At 69.3% G+C, this 16304-nt stretch carries 14 protein-coding genes; 9 read left to right on the forward strand and 5 right to left on the reverse strand.

Translation table 11 applies throughout. The annotated features are described in order from the left end of the window. Positions 1-145 precede the first annotated feature (145 nt). Positions 146-2893: an AAA family ATPase gene (locus AB0I34_RS36730; protein WP_360454593.1), complete on the forward strand. Its 2748-nt coding sequence runs from the start codon at positions 146-148 to the stop codon at positions 2891-2893. Here AB0I34_RS36730 and AB0I34_RS36735 read toward each other — a convergent pair. Then, positions 2890-3888 carry an aminoglycoside phosphotransferase family protein gene (locus AB0I34_RS36735; protein WP_360454596.1) on the reverse strand — a complete coding sequence of 333 codons (999 nt, stop codon included), beginning with the start codon at positions 3886-3888 and terminating at the stop codon, positions 2890-2892. The genes AB0I34_RS36730 and AB0I34_RS36735 overlap by 4 nt on opposite strands. Then, a complete protein-coding gene (locus tag AB0I34_RS36740; RefSeq protein ID WP_360454599.1) occupies positions 3885-5339 on the reverse strand; it encodes a sulfatase in 1455 nt (484 codons plus the stop codon). Before AB0I34_RS36740 ends, AB0I34_RS36735 begins: the two co-directional genes overlap by 4 nt. A gap of 24 nt (positions 5340-5363) precedes the next feature. On the opposite strand from AB0I34_RS36740, the gene AB0I34_RS36745 reads away from it, so the two are divergent. The 5 genes from AB0I34_RS36745 to AB0I34_RS36765 all read left to right on the forward strand — a co-directional run bounded on the left by AB0I34_RS36745 (position 5364) and on the right by AB0I34_RS36765 (position 10979). Further along, positions 5364-6377: an acetylxylan esterase gene (locus tag AB0I34_RS36745; RefSeq protein WP_360454602.1), complete on the forward strand. Its 1014-nt coding sequence runs from the start codon at positions 5364-5366 to the stop codon at positions 6375-6377. 76 nt (positions 6378-6453) lie between these two features. Then, complete coding sequence (locus AB0I34_RS36750) at positions 6454-6867, forward strand: VOC family protein (protein WP_360454605.1); 414 nt, start codon at positions 6454-6456, stop codon at positions 6865-6867. Then, positions 6864-7835: an RNA polymerase subunit sigma-70 gene (locus AB0I34_RS36755; protein WP_360454608.1), complete on the forward strand. Its 972-nt coding sequence runs from the start codon at positions 6864-6866 to the stop codon at positions 7833-7835. The genes AB0I34_RS36750 and AB0I34_RS36755 overlap by 4 nt, the downstream gene beginning before the upstream one ends. 37 nt (positions 7836-7872) lie before the next feature. Beyond that, a complete protein-coding gene (locus AB0I34_RS36760) occupies positions 7873-8616 on the forward strand; it encodes a beta-phosphoglucomutase family hydrolase (protein WP_360454611.1) in 744 nt (247 codons plus the stop codon). After that, a complete protein-coding gene (locus AB0I34_RS36765) occupies positions 8613-10979 on the forward strand; it encodes a glycoside hydrolase family 65 protein (RefSeq protein ID WP_360454614.1) in 2367 nt (788 codons plus the stop codon). The genes AB0I34_RS36760 and AB0I34_RS36765 overlap by 4 nt, the downstream gene beginning before the upstream one ends. A 25-nt stretch (positions 10980-11004) precedes the next feature. Here the strand turns inward: AB0I34_RS36765 and AB0I34_RS36770 are convergent, their stop codons facing one another. Both AB0I34_RS36770 and AB0I34_RS36775 read right to left on the reverse strand, forming a co-directional pair. Continuing rightward, entirely contained in the window at positions 11005-11274 is a 270-nt protein-coding gene (locus tag AB0I34_RS36770; protein ID WP_360454617.1) for a hypothetical protein, read from the reverse strand. Positions 11275-11378: 104 nt separating this feature from the next. Beyond that, on the reverse strand, positions 11379-12107 hold the full coding sequence (locus AB0I34_RS36775; protein ID WP_360454620.1) for a hypothetical protein: 729 nt from the start codon (positions 12105-12107) through the stop codon (positions 11379-11381). A 293-nt stretch (positions 12108-12400) separates the two neighbouring features. Between AB0I34_RS36775 and AB0I34_RS36780 the strand changes: the two genes are divergently transcribed. Genes AB0I34_RS36780 through AB0I34_RS36790 form a run of 3 tightly spaced genes read left to right on the forward strand, consistent with a single transcriptional unit; the run spans position 12401 to position 15463 of the window. Further along, complete coding sequence (locus AB0I34_RS36780) at positions 12401-13504, forward strand: crosslink repair DNA glycosylase YcaQ family protein (RefSeq protein ID WP_360454623.1); 1104 nt, start codon at positions 12401-12403, stop codon at positions 13502-13504. Positions 13505-13535: 31 nt separating this feature from the next. Beyond that, positions 13536-14948: a ricin-type beta-trefoil lectin domain protein gene (locus tag AB0I34_RS36785; RefSeq protein WP_360454626.1), complete on the forward strand. Its 1413-nt coding sequence runs from the start codon at positions 13536-13538 to the stop codon at positions 14946-14948. Between the two features lie 14 nt (positions 14949-14962). Then, positions 14963-15463, forward strand: coding sequence for a DinB family protein (locus AB0I34_RS36790; protein WP_360454629.1), 501 nt, complete (start codon positions 14963-14965; stop codon positions 15461-15463). Positions 15464-15474: 11 nt separating this feature from the next. Here AB0I34_RS36790 and AB0I34_RS36795 read toward each other — a convergent pair whose 3' ends face one another. Then, positions 15475-16242 (reverse strand): SDR family oxidoreductase, encoded by a 768-nt coding sequence (locus AB0I34_RS36795; protein ID WP_360454632.1) that lies wholly within the window; start codon positions 16240-16242, stop codon positions 15475-15477. Positions 16243-16304 lie beyond the last annotated feature (62 nt).

A 16304-nucleotide genomic window follows, 5' to 3' on the forward strand; every position in this document is an offset into this window, starting at 1 on the left:
GGACGCGAACGAATCGCTGCGGCGATCCGCGGCCCGGAATGCGGGTCCGGGCGCCCGGCATGAGCCTGCGGGACGGGGACCCGCGTCCGCATCCGCCACTGGCCAGCCAGGTCCGCCCGTGCTCGCCAGCCGCTAGCGTGATGGCGTGCATGGGCAGGCCGAGCCGCCGGGTTGGCGGCGTGCGATCGAGTTGACGGGCCGCGACCTGGAGTGCGGCGTGCTCGACCGGCTGATGGGCGCTGTCCGGGCCGGCGAGAGTCGCGCTCTGGTGCTGCACGGCGAGGCCGGCGTCGGCAAGAGCGCGCTGCTCGACTACCTCGAGACGCAGTCGGCCGGATGCCGGGTGACGCGTGCCTCGGGGGTGCAGTCCGAGATGGAGCTGGCGTTCTCCGGTCTGCACCAGCTGTGCGCACCGGTGCTGGACCGGATCGATGTGCTGCCGCCACCCCAGCGGGAGGCGCTACGGACGGTGTTCGGCATCAGCGCAGGCGCCGCACCGGACCTGTTCCTGATCGGACTGGCTGTGCTCGGGCTGCTGTCCGAGGCCGCCGAGCGGGAGCCGCTCGTCTGTCTGGTCGACGACCAGCAGTGGCTCGACCGGTGCTCGGCGCAGATCCTCGCCTTCGTCGCCCGCCGGCTGGACGCCGAGTCGGTGGCGATGGTCTTCGCGACCCGCGCGGTCGCCGGCGACCTGGCCGGCGTGCCTGGGTATCCCATCGGCGGTCTGCACGACACGGAGGCGCGCCGGCTGCTGGACGCCGTACTGACGGGGCCGATCGATGCGCAGGTGCGGGACCAGTTGGTCGCCGAGGCGCACGGGAATCCGCTGGCGCTGCTCGAGCTGCCGCGTGGGCTCACTCCGGCGCAGTTGGCCGGCGGATTCGGTCTACCAGGTGCGGGGACCATCGAGGAGAGCTTCGTACGCCGGGTGAACGCCGTACCTGACGAGACCCGGCGGCTGCTCGTGCTCGCCGCCGCCGATCCGTCCGGTGACGACCTGCTGGTACGACGTGCCGCCGGGCGACTGGGGATCGGTCCGGAGGCCGCGGCAGCGGCTGCCGACGCCGGGCTGGCGGAGTTCGGGACGCGGATCCGGTTCCGGCATCCGCTGGTGCGATCGGCGGCGTACCGGTCGGCGTCGGCCGGGGAACGGCGTCAGGTGCACGGCGTACTGGCCGAGCTGACCGACGCCGAGGCCGATCCGGATCGGCGGGCGTGGCACCGGGCGCAGGCAACGCCCGGACCCGACGAGGAGGTCGCTGCCGAGCTCGAGCTGTCGGCCGGGCGGGCGAGTGCGCGGGGTGGACTGGCCGCGACCGCTGCTTTCCTGCAACGCGCGGCCGCGCTGACGTTCGACCCGGCAAAGCGCGCTGGCAGGGCGCTGGCGGCCGCGCACGCGGAGCTCGGGACCGGCGCCTTCGACTCGGCGGCGGACATGCTCGCGATGGCCGAGGCAGAGCCTCTGACCGACCTGCAGCAGGCCCGGGCCGACCTCGTTCGTGCGCAGCTTGCCTTCTTCACCAACCGCGGCAACGACGCACCACAACTGATGCTCAAGGCGGCCAAGCGGCTCGAGACCATCGATGTCGGGTTGTCCCGGGCGACGTACCTGGACGCTCTGTCGGCCGCGATCTTCGCCAGCCGGCTCGCGACCCCGGGCGGCGACGTCATCGACGTCGCCCGTGAGGCAGCCACGGCACCGCGGCCGGTGGTGATGCGGTCGGCGGACCTGCTCCTGGACGGTACTGCGCTGTACTACCGGGACGGATACGCCGCTGGAGCGCCGACACTGCACCAGGCTCTGGCGGCGTTCGGCACCGACGTGTCCGTCGAAGAGGAGCTGCAACTGCTGTGGATGGCAACCACCACCGCACTGCGGCTGTGGGACGCGGACCGGTGGGAGCAGCTGTCCAGGCGGCACCTGCAGCTCGCCCGCGAGACCGGTGTGGTCAACGATCGGGCGCTGGCGCTGACCTCACTCGCCTATGCGAGGTTGTTCGCCGGCGATCTGGACGCGGCGGCGTCGCTGACCGACGAGGTCCAGGCGGCCAACGAGGCGACCGGCGGGAACCTCGCGCCGTACGGGCGGCTCGCGCTGGCCGCGTTCCGCGGCGACCGGACCGAGACGCTGGCGCTGGGTGAGGCCACCAAGAAGGACGGGTCGCGGCGTGGCGAGGGGATCGGGATCGCGTTCGCCGAGTGGGCGGCCGCAGTCCTCGACAATGGCCTCGGCCGCTACCGGGACGCGGCCGAGGCGGCGGAGCGAGCCTGTGAGGATCCGCGCGACGCCTTGTCGATGATGTTCGTACCGAGCGAGCTCGTCGAGGCCGCCGTCCGCAGTGGGTCGATCGACACGGCGTACCGCGCCTGCGAGCGGCTCGGCGAGATGGCGACGGCGACCGGCACCGACTGGGCGCTCGGAGTCCACGTCCGATCGCTGGCACTGGTCAGCGCGGGTGACACCGCCGAACGGCTCTACCGCGAAGCGATCGCCCACCTGGACAAGACCCGGCTGCGGGTCGAGCTCGCCCGCGCCCACCTCCTGTACGGCGAATGGCTGCGGCGCGAGCGTCGTCGTACCGATGCCCGGGAATATCTGCGGACGGCGCACGGAATGTTCGACGCGATGGGGATGGCCGGCTTCGCCGAGCGGGCTCGCCGGGAGCTTCAGGCCGCTGGGGCTGCCGCGCGCAAACGCGTCGTACCGGCTCAGAGCGAGTTGACCGCGCAGGAGGCGCAGATCGCGCGGATGGCCCGCGACGGCCTGTCCAACCCGGAGATCGCCACCCGCCTGTTCATCAGCGCCCGCACCGTCCAGTACCACCTGCGCAAGGTCTTCACCAAGCTCGGCATCACCTCCCGCAGCCAGCTCGACCGGGTGCTGCCGCCCTAGCCGCTGGGCGGCTTCTCGGTCAGGGTCGCCTGGGCGTCGAGGACGTCGATGGCGGCCAGTGACGTCCGGTACCACCGCACGCTGCGCTGGAAGACCGACTGGAAGAGATTGCTGATCACCGAGAACCGGAAGTCCCACCCGCAGAGATCCCAGCTGTAGTCGTCCACGCCGGCGGCGCGCAACGCCTCCCAGTAGCGCCGCAGCAGCTCACGATCGCGGGCGAGCCGGTCGCCGGTCGGGACCACCGACAGGCAGTAGGCGAGATCGTGCGGCCCGAGCCCGGGCTTCAGCTCCGACCAGTCGATCACCTTCGGCCGTGGGTCGTCCGCGCTGAAGAACACGTTGCCGAGGAAATGCAGGTCGCCATGGACGAGCGTGATCGCGCGACCGTCGGCGACGCGGGCCAGGAACTGGCGCTCCCACCGCTCCAGGATCTCCTCGAGCACCGAGCGCTCGGCGTCGTCGAGCTCGGTCGCCGTCGGGAAGAACTGGGCGGCCTCGTTGCGCACCGCCGCGGCGTTCCGCTTGATCACCTCACGCGGCAACGCCTGCGCCGAACTGGTCACCGACGGCTCCGATGCGCTGAGGAGATACTCCGGTACGTCGTTCCAGAACCGCGCGTGCAAACCCGCCAGCATGTCGATCGTGCCGTGCAACTGGGTCTCCGACACCTCAGCACCGACCACGCGGTAGCCGGCCGCCTCCAGGTCCTCGCTCAGCAACAGGACTTCGTCACCAGCGTCCGTGGCCCCCAGCAACCGCGGCGCCGGATGATCCCACCGCGGCGCGAGCTCCTGGAAGAACCGGATCTCACGCCGCGCCGCCGCCACCCCGGCGCCTGTCGCTCGCTTGGCGATGACAGTGGACTGGGTTCCACCCACCGAACGCACTCGCAGCCGCACGACCTCGGCCTCCGACGCCGCAAACGTGTCCACCACTTCCACACCGGACACCGGCGTACCTAAGGCTGCACTCACCTCGGCGGTGCTGGTCATGAGGCCCACGGCCAGTGCGGGCGCGGCGTCGTCGGGCCGGCGTACGGGATGTCCTGGTAGTGCTGCTGCAGGTCGGCGAGCCGCTGGGTCAGTCCGGACCGGATCTCGGCGTACGTCGGATCGTCGGCGACGTTCACCAGCTCCTCCGGGTCTTTCAGAAGGTCGTAGAGCTCCCATTCCGGTTCGGACAGCTGCTCCGACGACCCGGGTACGCCGAGGCCGGCGCCGTAGTAGTGGATGAGCTTGAACTCCTTCGTCCGTACGCCGTAGTGCGCGGGCGCATGGTGATTCGGATCGTCGTGCTCCCAGTACCGGTAGTACATGGCGTCCGGCCAGTCCGCGACCTCCTCACCGCGCAGCAACGGCAGGAAGCTCCGGCCCTGCGACGTGGGCAGAACGCCGGCGGCGTCCATCCCGGTCATGTCCAGGAACGTCGCGGCGAAGTCGACGTTGGTCACCATCGCATCGCAGGTGCTGCCGGCCGGGATCCGGCCCGGCCAGCGGATCAGCATCGGCATCTGCAACGACTCGTCGAACATCAGCCGCTTGTCGAACCAGCCGTGATCGCCGAGGAAGAACCCCTGGTCGGACGTGTAGACGACCACCGTGTCCTCGGCCAGCCCTTCGGACTCCAGTACGTCGAGCAGCCGGCCCACGTTGTCGTCGATCGACTGGACGCACTGCAGGTAGTCGCGCAGATAGCGCTGGTACTTCCACCGCTTCCGCTCGGTCCGGTTCTCCGGCCCGCGCAGTTCCTCCGGCAGCTCCTCGCCGAGCTCCTCCGCCCCGAGGTCGTCCGCCACGGACATCCGGACGCTGCGCACCGCCCGGCTTCGGGTGGAGTAGTCGTCGAACAGCGTGCTCGGCTCGGGGATCGAACCGACCGGATAGAGCTCCTTGTGCTTCTCGTCCGGCACCCACGGGCGGTGCGGCGCCTTGTGATGCACCAGCAGCAGGAACGGCCGGTCCGGGTCGCGCTGCCGCAGCCAGTCGATGCTCTGGTCCGTGACGATGTCGGTGGCATACCCGGCCACGGTCTGCGCCCCGTCCGGTCCGATCATCAGCGGATCCACGTAGTCACCCTGCCCCGGGAACACCTGCCAGGAGTCGAAGTGCCGCGGCGCGGACTCTGGTCGCTCTCCGAGGTGCCACTTCCCGAACAGGGCGGTCTGGTAGCCGGCCCCGTGCAGCACCTCCGCGAACGTCGGCACGCGGTAGTCGATGTCGGTGTAGATCGAGGCGACCCCGTTGATGTGGCTGTACGTACCGGTCAGGATCGAGGCCCGCGAGGGCGAGCAGATCGAGTTCGTGCAGTAGGTGGCGTCCATCCGTACGCCGTCCTGGGCCAAGCGGTCCAGGTGCGGGGTCTGGTTGACCTTGCTCCCGTACGCCGAGATGGCGTGCGCGGCGTGGTCGTCTGACATGATGAACACGAGGTTGGGCGAAGGCATGGTTCCACCTTAGGTTTGTTGCCCATGGCCATGTTCGATTTTTCCCTCGACAAGCTCCGCGCGTACCGGCCCGAGGTGGCCGCACCCGCCGACCTGGTCGATTTCTGGCGCCGCTCCCTGGAGAAGGCGCGGACCGACGACCTCAACGCGACGTTCACCGAGGTGGACAACAAGCTCGCGGTGATCGACACCTACGACGTGACGTACGCCGGCTTCGGTGGCGCCCCGATCAAGGGCTGGCTGCACGTGCCGGCCGGGGCAACCGGACCACTGCCGACGGTGGTGCAGTACTTCGGCTACTCCGGCGGCCGCGGGTTCCCGCATGCGACCAACCTGTGGGCGCAGGCCGGCTACGCCCACTTCGTGATGGACACCCGCGGGCAGGGCTTCAGCGTCGGCGGCGGCAGCAGTACGGCGGACGACAGCGCGTACGCCGGTCTCAACCACACGCCCGGCTTCATGACCGCGGGCATCACCGACCCGGAGACCTACTACTACCGGCGGGTCTTCATCGACGCGATCCGGGCACTGGAGGCGGCCCGGACGTCACCCTTCGTGGACCCGGACCGGATCATCGTCACCGGTGGCAGCCAGGGCGGCGGCATCGCGATCGCGGCCGCCGGGCTCGCGGGCCTGGCCGGGATCGAGTTGCTCGGCTGCGCTCCCGACGTACCGTTCCTGTGCCACTTCCAGCGGGCGCTGCAGATCACCGACAAGGACCCGTACGGCGAGATCACCCGGTTCCTGAAGGGGTTCCGCGAGCACGTCGAACCGGCGCTCCGGACGCTGAGTTACTTCGACGGCGTCAATCTCGGCCGCCTGGCCACCGCACCGGCGCTGTTCTCGGTTGCGCTGATGGACGCGACCTGCCCGCCGTCGACCGTGTTCGCGGCGTACAACCACTACGGCAGCGCGCAGAAGGAGATCGAGGTCTACCAGTACAACGAGCACGAGGGCGGGCAGACGTACCAGCAGCTCGCCCAGCTGAACTGGTTCGCGGAGATCTTCGCCGGAAAGGAGTCATCGGCGGACCGATGAGTTTCCGCCGCGGCTGTCGTTACACGGTCAACAGCGTCGGTCAGACTGAGACCGACCCGACCGCAGGAGGCAGCAGATGGACTGGAAGCTCGAACTCGTGATCGTGCCGGTGTCGGACGTGGACCGGGCCAAGAAGTTCTACACCGAGCAGCTCGGTTTCGCCGAGGACGTCGACCACCGGGCCGGTGACGAGTTCCGGGTCGTGCAGTTGACGCCGCCCGGATCCGCGTGCTCGATCACCATCGGCACCGGACTGACCAAGGCCGCGCCGGGCACGTACGAGGGCACGCACCTGGTGGTGAACGACGTCGAGGCGGCCCGGACCGAGCTGGTGGAGCGCGGTGTCGAGGTCAGCGAGCCCTTCCACTTCACCGCGGCGGGCAAGCAGGACGGAGTGCACCCGGACCGCAGCGACTACGGCACCTTCCTCAGCTTCCAGGACCCGGACGGCAACGGCTGGACGGTCCAGGAGGTGGGCAAGGCCTCATGAGCACGCTCGAAGAGGCGGCGTTCGCGGGGGACGAGACCGCGTTCGCCGACCTCGCGGGCCGGTACCGGCGCGAGCTGCATGTGCACTGCTACCGGATGCTGGCGTCCTTCGACGATGCGGAGGACGCCGTACAGGAGACGCTGCTGCGGGCCTGGCGCGGTCGGGACTCCTACGACGGCCGCACGTACTTCCGGGCGTGGTTGTACCGGATCGCGACCAATGTGTGCCTGGACGAGACCCGGCGGCACGCGCGCAGGCAGAACGCGTCGCCGGGGGAGATGGTGTGGCTCCAGCCGTACCCGGACCGGTTGCTCGACGAGATCGCTCCGTCCGCCGACCAGCCGGACGCGGTCGCAGTGGACCGGGAGACGATCGAGCTCACCTTCCTGGTGGCACTGCAGGCGTTGCCGCCGCGGCAGCGGGCCGCACTGATCGCCCGAGACGTGCTGGGCTGGCCCGCCACCGACACCGCCACACTGCTCGAGACAAGCGTGGCGGCGGCGAACAGTGCCCTGCAGCGGGCCCGGGCGACGATGCAGCAACAGTTGCCTGCTCGTCGTACCGACTGGACCGCGCCACGTCCGACCGCCGCCGAGCGGGAGCTCCTCGACCGCTTCATCGACGCGCACGAGCGGTGCGACGCGGCGGCCGCGGTCGCCATCGCGGCCGAGGATCTGCGCGTCTCGATGCCGCCGGACCTGTTGTCGTTCGAGGGTCTGGACGCGTGCCTGCCGTTGTTCGAGCGGGCGTTCGGCCCGGACCGCGACGGCGACTGGCGGCTGGTGCCCACCTTGGCGAACCGGCAGCCTGCCGCGGCGTCGTACCTGCGCCGACCGGGGGACACGGAGTTCCGTGCGTTCAAACTCGACGTACTCCGGGTCACCGCCGACGGTCTGATCGGTGAGATCACCACGTTCGGCTACTCCCGCTTCCCCGCCTTCGGGCTGCCGCCCCTCTTGTCTGACTAATCTGGAGGCACGCTCACCGGACACGAGAAGGTGGAAGATGCTGGGACTGCCCACGGGGATCCGGGCCTGTCTGTTCGACCTCGACGGTGTGCTCACCGACACCGCGGCCGTCCATGCCGCGGCCTGGAAAGAGATGTTCGACAAGTTCCTCCAGGCGTACGCCGCTGAGCACAGCCAGCCGTTCACTCCCTTCGACGCCCGAAAGGAGTACGACGCGTACGTCGACGGCAAGCCGCGCGTCGACGGAGTCCGGGACTTCCTGACGGCGCGCGGGATCAGCCTGCCCGACGGGACCCCGGACGACCCGCCGGACGCGATGACCGTCAACGGTCTCGGCAACCGGAAGAACGAGGCAGTCCAGCGGCGGATCCGTACCGAAGGCGTGCACGTGTTCGAGGGCTCCCGGCAGTACCTGCAGGCCGTCGAGGCGGTCGGACTCCGGCGGGCGGTCGTGTCGTCGAGCGCCAACACCCGCGAGGTCCTCGCCGTCACCGAGCTGGCGCAGTACGTCGAAGAGATCGTCGACGGCATCACGATCCGGACCGAGGGGCTGCACGGGAAGCCGGCGCCGGACACGTTCCTGGCCGCGGCGAAGAAGTTCGGCGTGGATCCGTCCGAGGCCGCGGTGTTCGAGGACGCGTTGGCCGGCGTGTCCGCCGGCCGATCCGGGCATTTCGGGCATGTGATTGGTGTTGACCGGGTCGGACAGGCCGATCAGCTCAAGGTCCACGGTGCCGACGTCGTGGTCCGCGACCTGGCCGAGCTTCTGGAGGGTCGATGATCGATCGCGGGCACCATCCGATCGAGCCGTGGCGGCTGCGCGAGACGCGGCTGCAGATGGACCGGCTGGCCCAGTCCGAGTCGCTGTTCGCGCTGTCCAACGGGCACATCGGACTGCGCGGCAATCTGGACGAGGGCGAGCCGTACGCGATCCCGGGCACCTATCTGAACTCGTTCTACGAGCAGCGCCCGCTGCCGTACGCCGAAGCCGGGTACGGCTACCCCGAGTCGGGGCAGACGCTGGTGGACGTGACCAACGGCAAGCTGATCCGGCTGCTCGTGGACGACTCGCCGTTCGACATCCGGTACGGCTACCTGACGCAGCACGAGCGCTCCCTGGACTTCCGCACCGGCATCCTGCAGCGTGACGTGGACTGGACGTCACCCGGCGGCAAGCGGATCCGGGTGCGCAGCCGCCGACTGGTGTCGCTGACCCAGCGTGCGATCGCCGCGATCGAGTACGTCGTGGAGCCGGTGGACCAGCCGGCCCGGTTCGTGGTGCAGTCCGAACTGGTCGCGAACGAGAGCCAGCCGAAGCTGTCCGACGATCCGCGGGTGGCCGCCGTACTGGACAACCCGTTGAAGCCGGTCAGCCACGACGGCGGTGAGAACGGCGTCGTGCTGATCCACCGGACCACGCGAAGCCGGCAGTTGATGGCGGCCGCGATGACGCATGAGGTCGAGGCACCCGCGCGGTACGCGATGGACCTGGATGTGCGGGAGAACTGGGCCCGGTCCACGGTGATCTGCCAGCTGCAGCCGGGGGAGAGCCTGCGGGTGGTGAAGTACCTCGCGTACGGCTGGTCGAGTCTGCGCTCGGAGACGGCGATCCGGGACCAGGTCGCCGCCGCACTGTCCAGTGCGCGCTTCTCGGGCTGGGACGGTCTGGTCAAGCAGCAGGCCGACTTCCTGGACGACTTCTGGGACGGCGCCGACGTCGAGGTGCACGGCCACTCCGAGCTGCAGCAGGCCGTCCGGTTCGCGCTCTTCCATGTTCTGCAGGCGGGTGCACGCGCGGAGCGACGCGCGATCCCGTCGAAAGGGCTGACCGGTGCCGGGTACGACGGCCACACGTTCTGGGACACCGAGGGCTTCGTGCTGCCGGTCCTCAACTACACGATGCCCGATGCGGCGGCCGACGCGCTCCGCTGGCGCCACTCCACGCTCGGCATGGCCAAGGAGCGGGCAGCGGTGCTGGGGCTGCGCGGTGCGTCGTTCCCGTGGCGAACCATCCGCGGCCAGGAGTGCTCCGGCTACTGGCCGGCGGGGACGGCGGCGTTCCACATCAACGCCGACATCGCCGACGCGGTGATGCGGCACTACACCGTCACCGGCGACGACGAGTTTCTCGAGGAGGTCGGGCTCGAACTGCTGGTGGAGACGGCCCGGTTGTGGATCTCGCTGGGCCATCACGACCGGCACGGCCGGTGGCATCTGCCCGGTGTGACCGGACCGGACGAGTACAGCGCCGTTGCCGACGACAACGTTTTCACCAACCTGATGGCGGCGCGGAACCTGCGGTCGGCCGCCGAGGTGGCGGTCAAGCACCCGGCCAAGGCCCGTGAGCTCGGCGTGGACAGCGAGGAGGAGGCGTGCTGGCGCGACGCGGCGGCCGCCGTCCATGTGCCGTACGACGAGGACCTCGGCGTCCATCCGCAGTCCGAAGGCTTCACCGGGTACGCCGAGTGGGACTTCGAGGCGTACAAGGACAAGTACCCGCTGCTGCTGCACGCGGCGTACTTCGAGCTGTACCGCAAACAGGTGATCAAGCAGGCCGACCTGATGCTGGCGACGTTCTGGTGCGGCGATGCGTTCACGCTCGAGGAGAAGGCGCGGAACTTCGACTACTACGAGCGGCTGACGGTGCGGGACTCGTCGTTGTCGGCGTGCGTCCAGGCCGTGATGGCGGCCGAGGTGGGGCATCTGGACCTGGCCTACGACTACGCGTACGAGGCCGCGCTGATCGACATGCGGAACCTGCACCACAACACCGGCGACGGGCTGCACATGGCGTCACTCGCCGGTGCGTGGACCGCTCTGGTCTCCGGCTTCGGCGGACTGCGGCAGGTGGACGGCGATCTGTGCTTCGATCCGGCCCTGCCGGAAGGCCTGCCCCGGCTGGTGTTCAGGATCCGCTGGCGCGGCGTCCGGCTGACGGTGGACATCAACTCGGTCGACGTGACCTACAGCGTCCATGACGGTCCGGGGGCCAGCATGACGTTGCGGCATGCAGGAGAGCGGATCACCGTGACGACGGATTCGCCGGTGACCCGCTCCCTGGAGAAACGTCAGCCCCTGCTACCGCGGCCGACCCAGCCGGTGGGCCGGGAGCCGCGGTCGGCCATTGCGCACAACGACCACTGAGCTTCGGACTGACAGCTTGGTCGAGTCAACGCTGGGTGATCGAGTGCTTGCGGCGGGCCGAGAGGGACTCCGCGGTGCCGACCAGCAGGACCGAGGAGATCACCGCGACGACGAAGCCGAGGACATTCAGTTCGAAGATGCCGCCGGTGCCGAGAACGCTGGCGATCGTGCCGCCGATGACGGACCCGGCCAGGCCGAGTAGCAGGGTGGCGAGCAGGCCGAGCTTCTGCTTGCCGGGCGTGAAGAGTCGGGCGAGCGCGCCGATGATGAGTCCGGCAACGATGAAGCCGATCATGGTCTGATTCCTCCGGGTGCGAACGATTCTGTCTCCAGTGTCCGGCAGACAGGGTCGCCGCGCAGTTGGAGTTGACCCTGATCGCACCCGGAGCCGACCCTGGGTCAGCCGCGTGCCAGCGCCGCGAACAGTCTGGTCGTCTCCAGCAGTTGCGGAGTCCGTTCCAGCAGGTTCAGCACCGTGGTGCTGGTCCGCTGGGCGGCTCGCTCGTCGTTGGAGAGCAGCGCCTTGTAACTCGCGCGGCAGTCGGACTCGGCGCCGAGCACCTCCGCGTAGAGCTGGATGTCTCCTAGGTCCGGCCGCTCCTTGAGAAGTTGCAACGTGTTCTTCGCGCACTCCAGCAGCGTGGCGCCGGGCGTCCTCGTCCGCGAGACCAACTGGTCCGCCAGTTCCTTGACGACGAAGTACTCCGCGCTGGACGCCTTGTCCCTCAGATAGCGCACGCTCGCCGGCTCACGGACGTCGTCGGACAGGGCACACACCGCCCAGCCCGGTGGCACGATGACCGCCTGACTGGCCGGGAATCCCGTCGGCAACGCGGACACCGCGCTGAGACTGCCGCTGCCGATCACCGCGGCCAGCGCGGCCACCGAGGCCGGATCGGTCGGGTTGCCGTGCCGCGCGACCATCACGCGCGTGGTCCAGCTCTCGTCCGGGATGACGACGACCGACAGGAGTCCGGTGTTCTTGAGCAGCAGCGACGTCTGGGTCGCGTCCGTGCTGGCATCCAGCCGTACGCCATCCATCGCCGACGCCGACTCCAGCGGTACGCCGGACTTCGAGCAGTCGGCCGCGGGCCTCAGTGGAGCAGGATTGCTCGGCGGTGGAACCAACGGAGTGATCGTGTCCCCACTCGGTTGATCGGCCCCCGCGGCACTCGAACACCCTGCGACCAGGCCGAGTACAGCAATACACGCCAACGTCCACGCACGAATGACCACGATGCCCCCCTGCGACCACGCCTACGAGCTCACCAGGTCCCCACCTGCTCGGGCGTGTACAACACCAGTTTTGCATCGCGATGCAAACGACTTCAACGTCCGGCACGGCGGATTGTCAGTGGACCCGGCAGTGTCGAAATTCCGCGCGGCCGGAACTTGTCCGCAGGGTGGATTAGCCTCGGGACGTGACTGTTCATGAGCTGTCCCGGCGGGATGCGCGGCGCCTTGCCGTGCGTGCACAACTGCTCGGACGCGAACGGCCGGCCGGACTGATGGAGATGGTTCGTGGCCTGACCGCGGTGCAGCTCGATCAGACGGCGGCCGTGGCACCCAACGCCGACCTGGTCGCGTGGAGCCGGCTCGGATCGTCGTACTCGCCGGCGGAGCTGGCTGAGGCGCTCGCGACGCTGGAGCTGCTGGACTTGCGGGGGTTCGCCCGGCCGAGCGAGAGTCTCGTGCTGTTCCGCGCCGAGATGGAGGCGTGGCCGGGGACGGGGCCGCTGCTCGACTGGCAGGAGGACCGCCGCGACTGGGTGAAGGCCAACGAGGGCTGCCGGCTGGACATCCTCGAGCGGCTGCGGCAGGACGGTCCGCTGATCATGCGCGAGCTGCCGGACACCTGCGTGGTGCCGTGGAGGTCGAGCGGATGGACCAACAACCGCAACGTCTCGCAAATGCTGGAGTTCATGCTCCAGCGCGGCGAGGTCGCGATCGCGGGCCGGGACGGGCGCGACAAACTGTGGGATCTGGCCACGCGGGTGTATCCGGACGAGCCGGCGATCCCGATCGAGGAGGCGCGGCGGATCCGGGACGGACAGCGGCTGCGATCACACGGCATCCTGCGCGTCAAAGGTGAGGCATGCGCGGGCGAGTCACTCGATGCCGGCGTCGCCGGGGAGCCGGCCGTGGTCGACGGCGTCCGGGGTGAATGGCGCGTCGATCCGGAGCTGCTGGGTCAGCCGTTCTCCGGACGTACGGCGTTGCTGTCGCCGCTGGACCGATTGGTGTACGACCGCAAGCGGATCCTGGAGCTGTTCGAGTTCGACTACCAGTTGGAGATGTACAAACCGGTCGCCAAGCGCCGCTGGGGGTACTTCGCGCTGCCGATCCTGCATGGCGACCGGCTGGTCGGGAAGGTCGACGCGACCTCGGACCGGAAGGCCGGTGTGTTCCGGGTCGACGCCATTCACGAGGACACACCGTTCTCCAAGGCACTGAGTACGGCGGTGCATCGCGAGCTGCAGGACCTGGCCAAGTGGCTCGAGCTGCACCTCGTCGTGAAGTCTTGACGAGGCCCTATGTTTACGTGAACATCGCAGCGTGAGATCAACCGCCTGCCGTATCGCCGCCGCCCTGTTCGCCGCTGCCACCCTCACCACCGCGCTGACCGTTCCCGCCGTCGCGGCACCGCCGCCGCCTACGACGAACGACTTCCGCGGGGTCAACTGGGCCGATCCACGGGACAACTACGCCGACGACGAAGTGGTCCCGTCCGGACTGAGCACGGCTGACGACTACACGACGACGTACGGGAAGGCGACCGGCATCGTCGGCGAGTTCCGCCACGAACTGAAGGCCAACACGATCCGGCTGCCGATCAACCCGTCGAGCGTCGGGACGGCCTGGTGGAACTCCTACCGCGCCGCGATCGACGCGTCCGTGGCGAGCGGCTTCAAGGTGATCCTGAGCTACTGGGAGGCCGACAACGCCAAGGACGGCCGGGTCGACGACCCCGCGAAGTTCGACGCGATGTGGGACACCGTGTTCAAGGCCTACGGCAAGAACCCGCGGGTGTACTTCGAGCCGATGAACGAGCCGTTCGGCTACTCGCTGCCCGAGTGGGTGTCGCTCACCTCGTCCTGGATCCAGCGGCACCACAGCGTTCCGCGCGGCCGGTTCGTCATCTCGGGCACCGGCTACAACGACAGCGTCACCGGGGTCGGCGCGGCTCCCGAGCTCGAGGGCACGCTGCTGTCCCTGCATTTCTACGGCTTCTGGGCCTCCGACACGACCGAGGCCGCGTGGCTCGCGAACCTGCGGCCCCGGATCGGTTCGTACGGCTGGCGCACCGTCATCGACGAGGCCGGCTCACCGATGACGATCGGCCTGAACTACGGCAACCACGAGGGCAACGTCTATACGGCGTACCTCGGTGCTCTCACGCAGGTCGCGCGCGAGAACAAGATGGGCATCGTCTATTGGCCTGGTCTGCGGACCGGCGACTCGTACTCGATGACCACGCAGGTCGGCCCGGCGGACCTGGAGGTCAACAGCCAGAGTGGTCGCGCACAGCTGTGGTGGGGCTGGGGTCTGCTCAAGACGGAGCCGACGAACGACCTGCCGCCCGCGCCTCCGGGTGCACCGCTGCGTGGAGTCGCGAGCGGCCGGTGCGTCGACGTACCGGGCTTCTCGACCAGCCCTGGTACGGCGCTCGACCTGTGGGACTGCAACAACGGCGGCAACCAGTCGTGGAACTACACCGCGGACAAGCAACTCACCGTCTACACCGACAAGTGCATGACTGCCGGGGCAGCCGCCGGGAGCGCGGTCACCATCGAGAACTGCACCGGAGCCACCAACCAGGCCTGGGAGCTCAACGCCGACCAGACCGTCACCAGCGTGGCCGATCCTGACCTGTGCCTGGACGCTGCCGGCGCCGGGACAGGCAACGGTACGGCGGTCGACGTGTGGCTTTGCAACGGCGCGGACAACCAGAAATGGACTCGCTCCTGACTACAGTCCAGCGGGTGGATCTGTTTGATGAAGACCTCGCCCGGACCGCGGGCGAGCGCGAGGTGCTCGAAGCCTTCCTGGACGCGCACCGGCGGGTCGCGGTCGACAAGCTCCGCGGCCTGTCCGAGGCGGACGCCCGGCGCCGGCTGGTGCCGTCGCTGACCACGCCGATCGGGTTGGTGAACCATCTCGCCGGCGTGGAGCGCAACTGGTTCCAGCACAGCATCGCCCGGCGGCCCCGCGAGGAGATCGCAGGTGACGCACGCGGCGGCGAGGAGAGCTGGACGGTTGCCGACGACGTGACCATCGACGATGTCATCGCCGCCTTCGAGGAGGCGTGCGCCGAGTCCCGCCGAATAGCGGCTGACCTGCCGCTGGATCACGTCGTACCGCACGAGCGCCTCGGCGAGGTCTCGCTGCGCTGGGTCTACGTACACATGATCCGCGAGCACGCCCGCCACGGCGGCCACGCGGACATCCTCCGCGAACAGCTCGACGGCGCGACCGGCGCCTGAGCGGGTCTGGTCTAGGCGAAGCCGCCGTTGCTCAAGAGGAGCTGACCGTTGATCCACTGGCCCCGCGGAGAGCAGAGGAAGTCGACCAGGTTGGCCGTGTCCTGCGGCGTACCGAGCCGGCCGAGTGGGGTCTGGCGGATGCCGCTCGCGCGGATCTCGTCGGTCATCCAGCCGGTGTCGATCGGCCCGGGATTGACGACGTTCGCACTGACGCCGAGGTGGGCCAGTTCCTCGGCCGCGGCCAGGGTGATCCGGTCCAGCGCGCCCTTGCTCGCGCCGTACGGGAGATTGCCGACGGTGTGATCGCTGGTCAGCGCGATGATCCGGCCGGTGCCCGGCGCGCCCTTGAACCGTAGGCCGTATTCGCGGATCAGCAGCCAGGTCGCTCGCGCGTTCACGGCGAAGTGCCGGTCGAAGCTCTCGAGGGTGGTGTCGAGGATGCCGGAGTTGACCGACTCGGTGTGGCACATCACCAGCGCGGTCACGCCGCCCAACCGCTCCTCGGCCGTGGTGAAGATCCGCTCGGGAGCCGCCGGGTCGACCAGGTCCGCCTCGATCGGGACCGCGGTCGCCCCGAGGCCGCTGAGCTCCTTGGTGATCTGTTCGGTCGCGCCCGACTGCACGCCCCACGTCATCCGCTCGTCGTACGCCGTCCAGTAGGTGAAGGCGATGTCCCATCCGGACGCTGCGAGTTGGCGGGCGATGCCCGCGCCGATGCCGACGGTGCGGCCGACGCCGGTGACGAGCGCGACAGGACGGTCCGAGGTGGGGAGAGTCATACCGCGATTCTGCCGGTCCGGGCCGGCGCATGAGAAATCTGTAATGTTCGGCTCATGCGGTT

Source organism: Kribbella sp. NPDC050281, assembly GCF_040655855.1.
Classification (GTDB): Bacteria; Actinomycetota; Actinomycetes; order Propionibacteriales; family Kribbellaceae; genus Kribbella.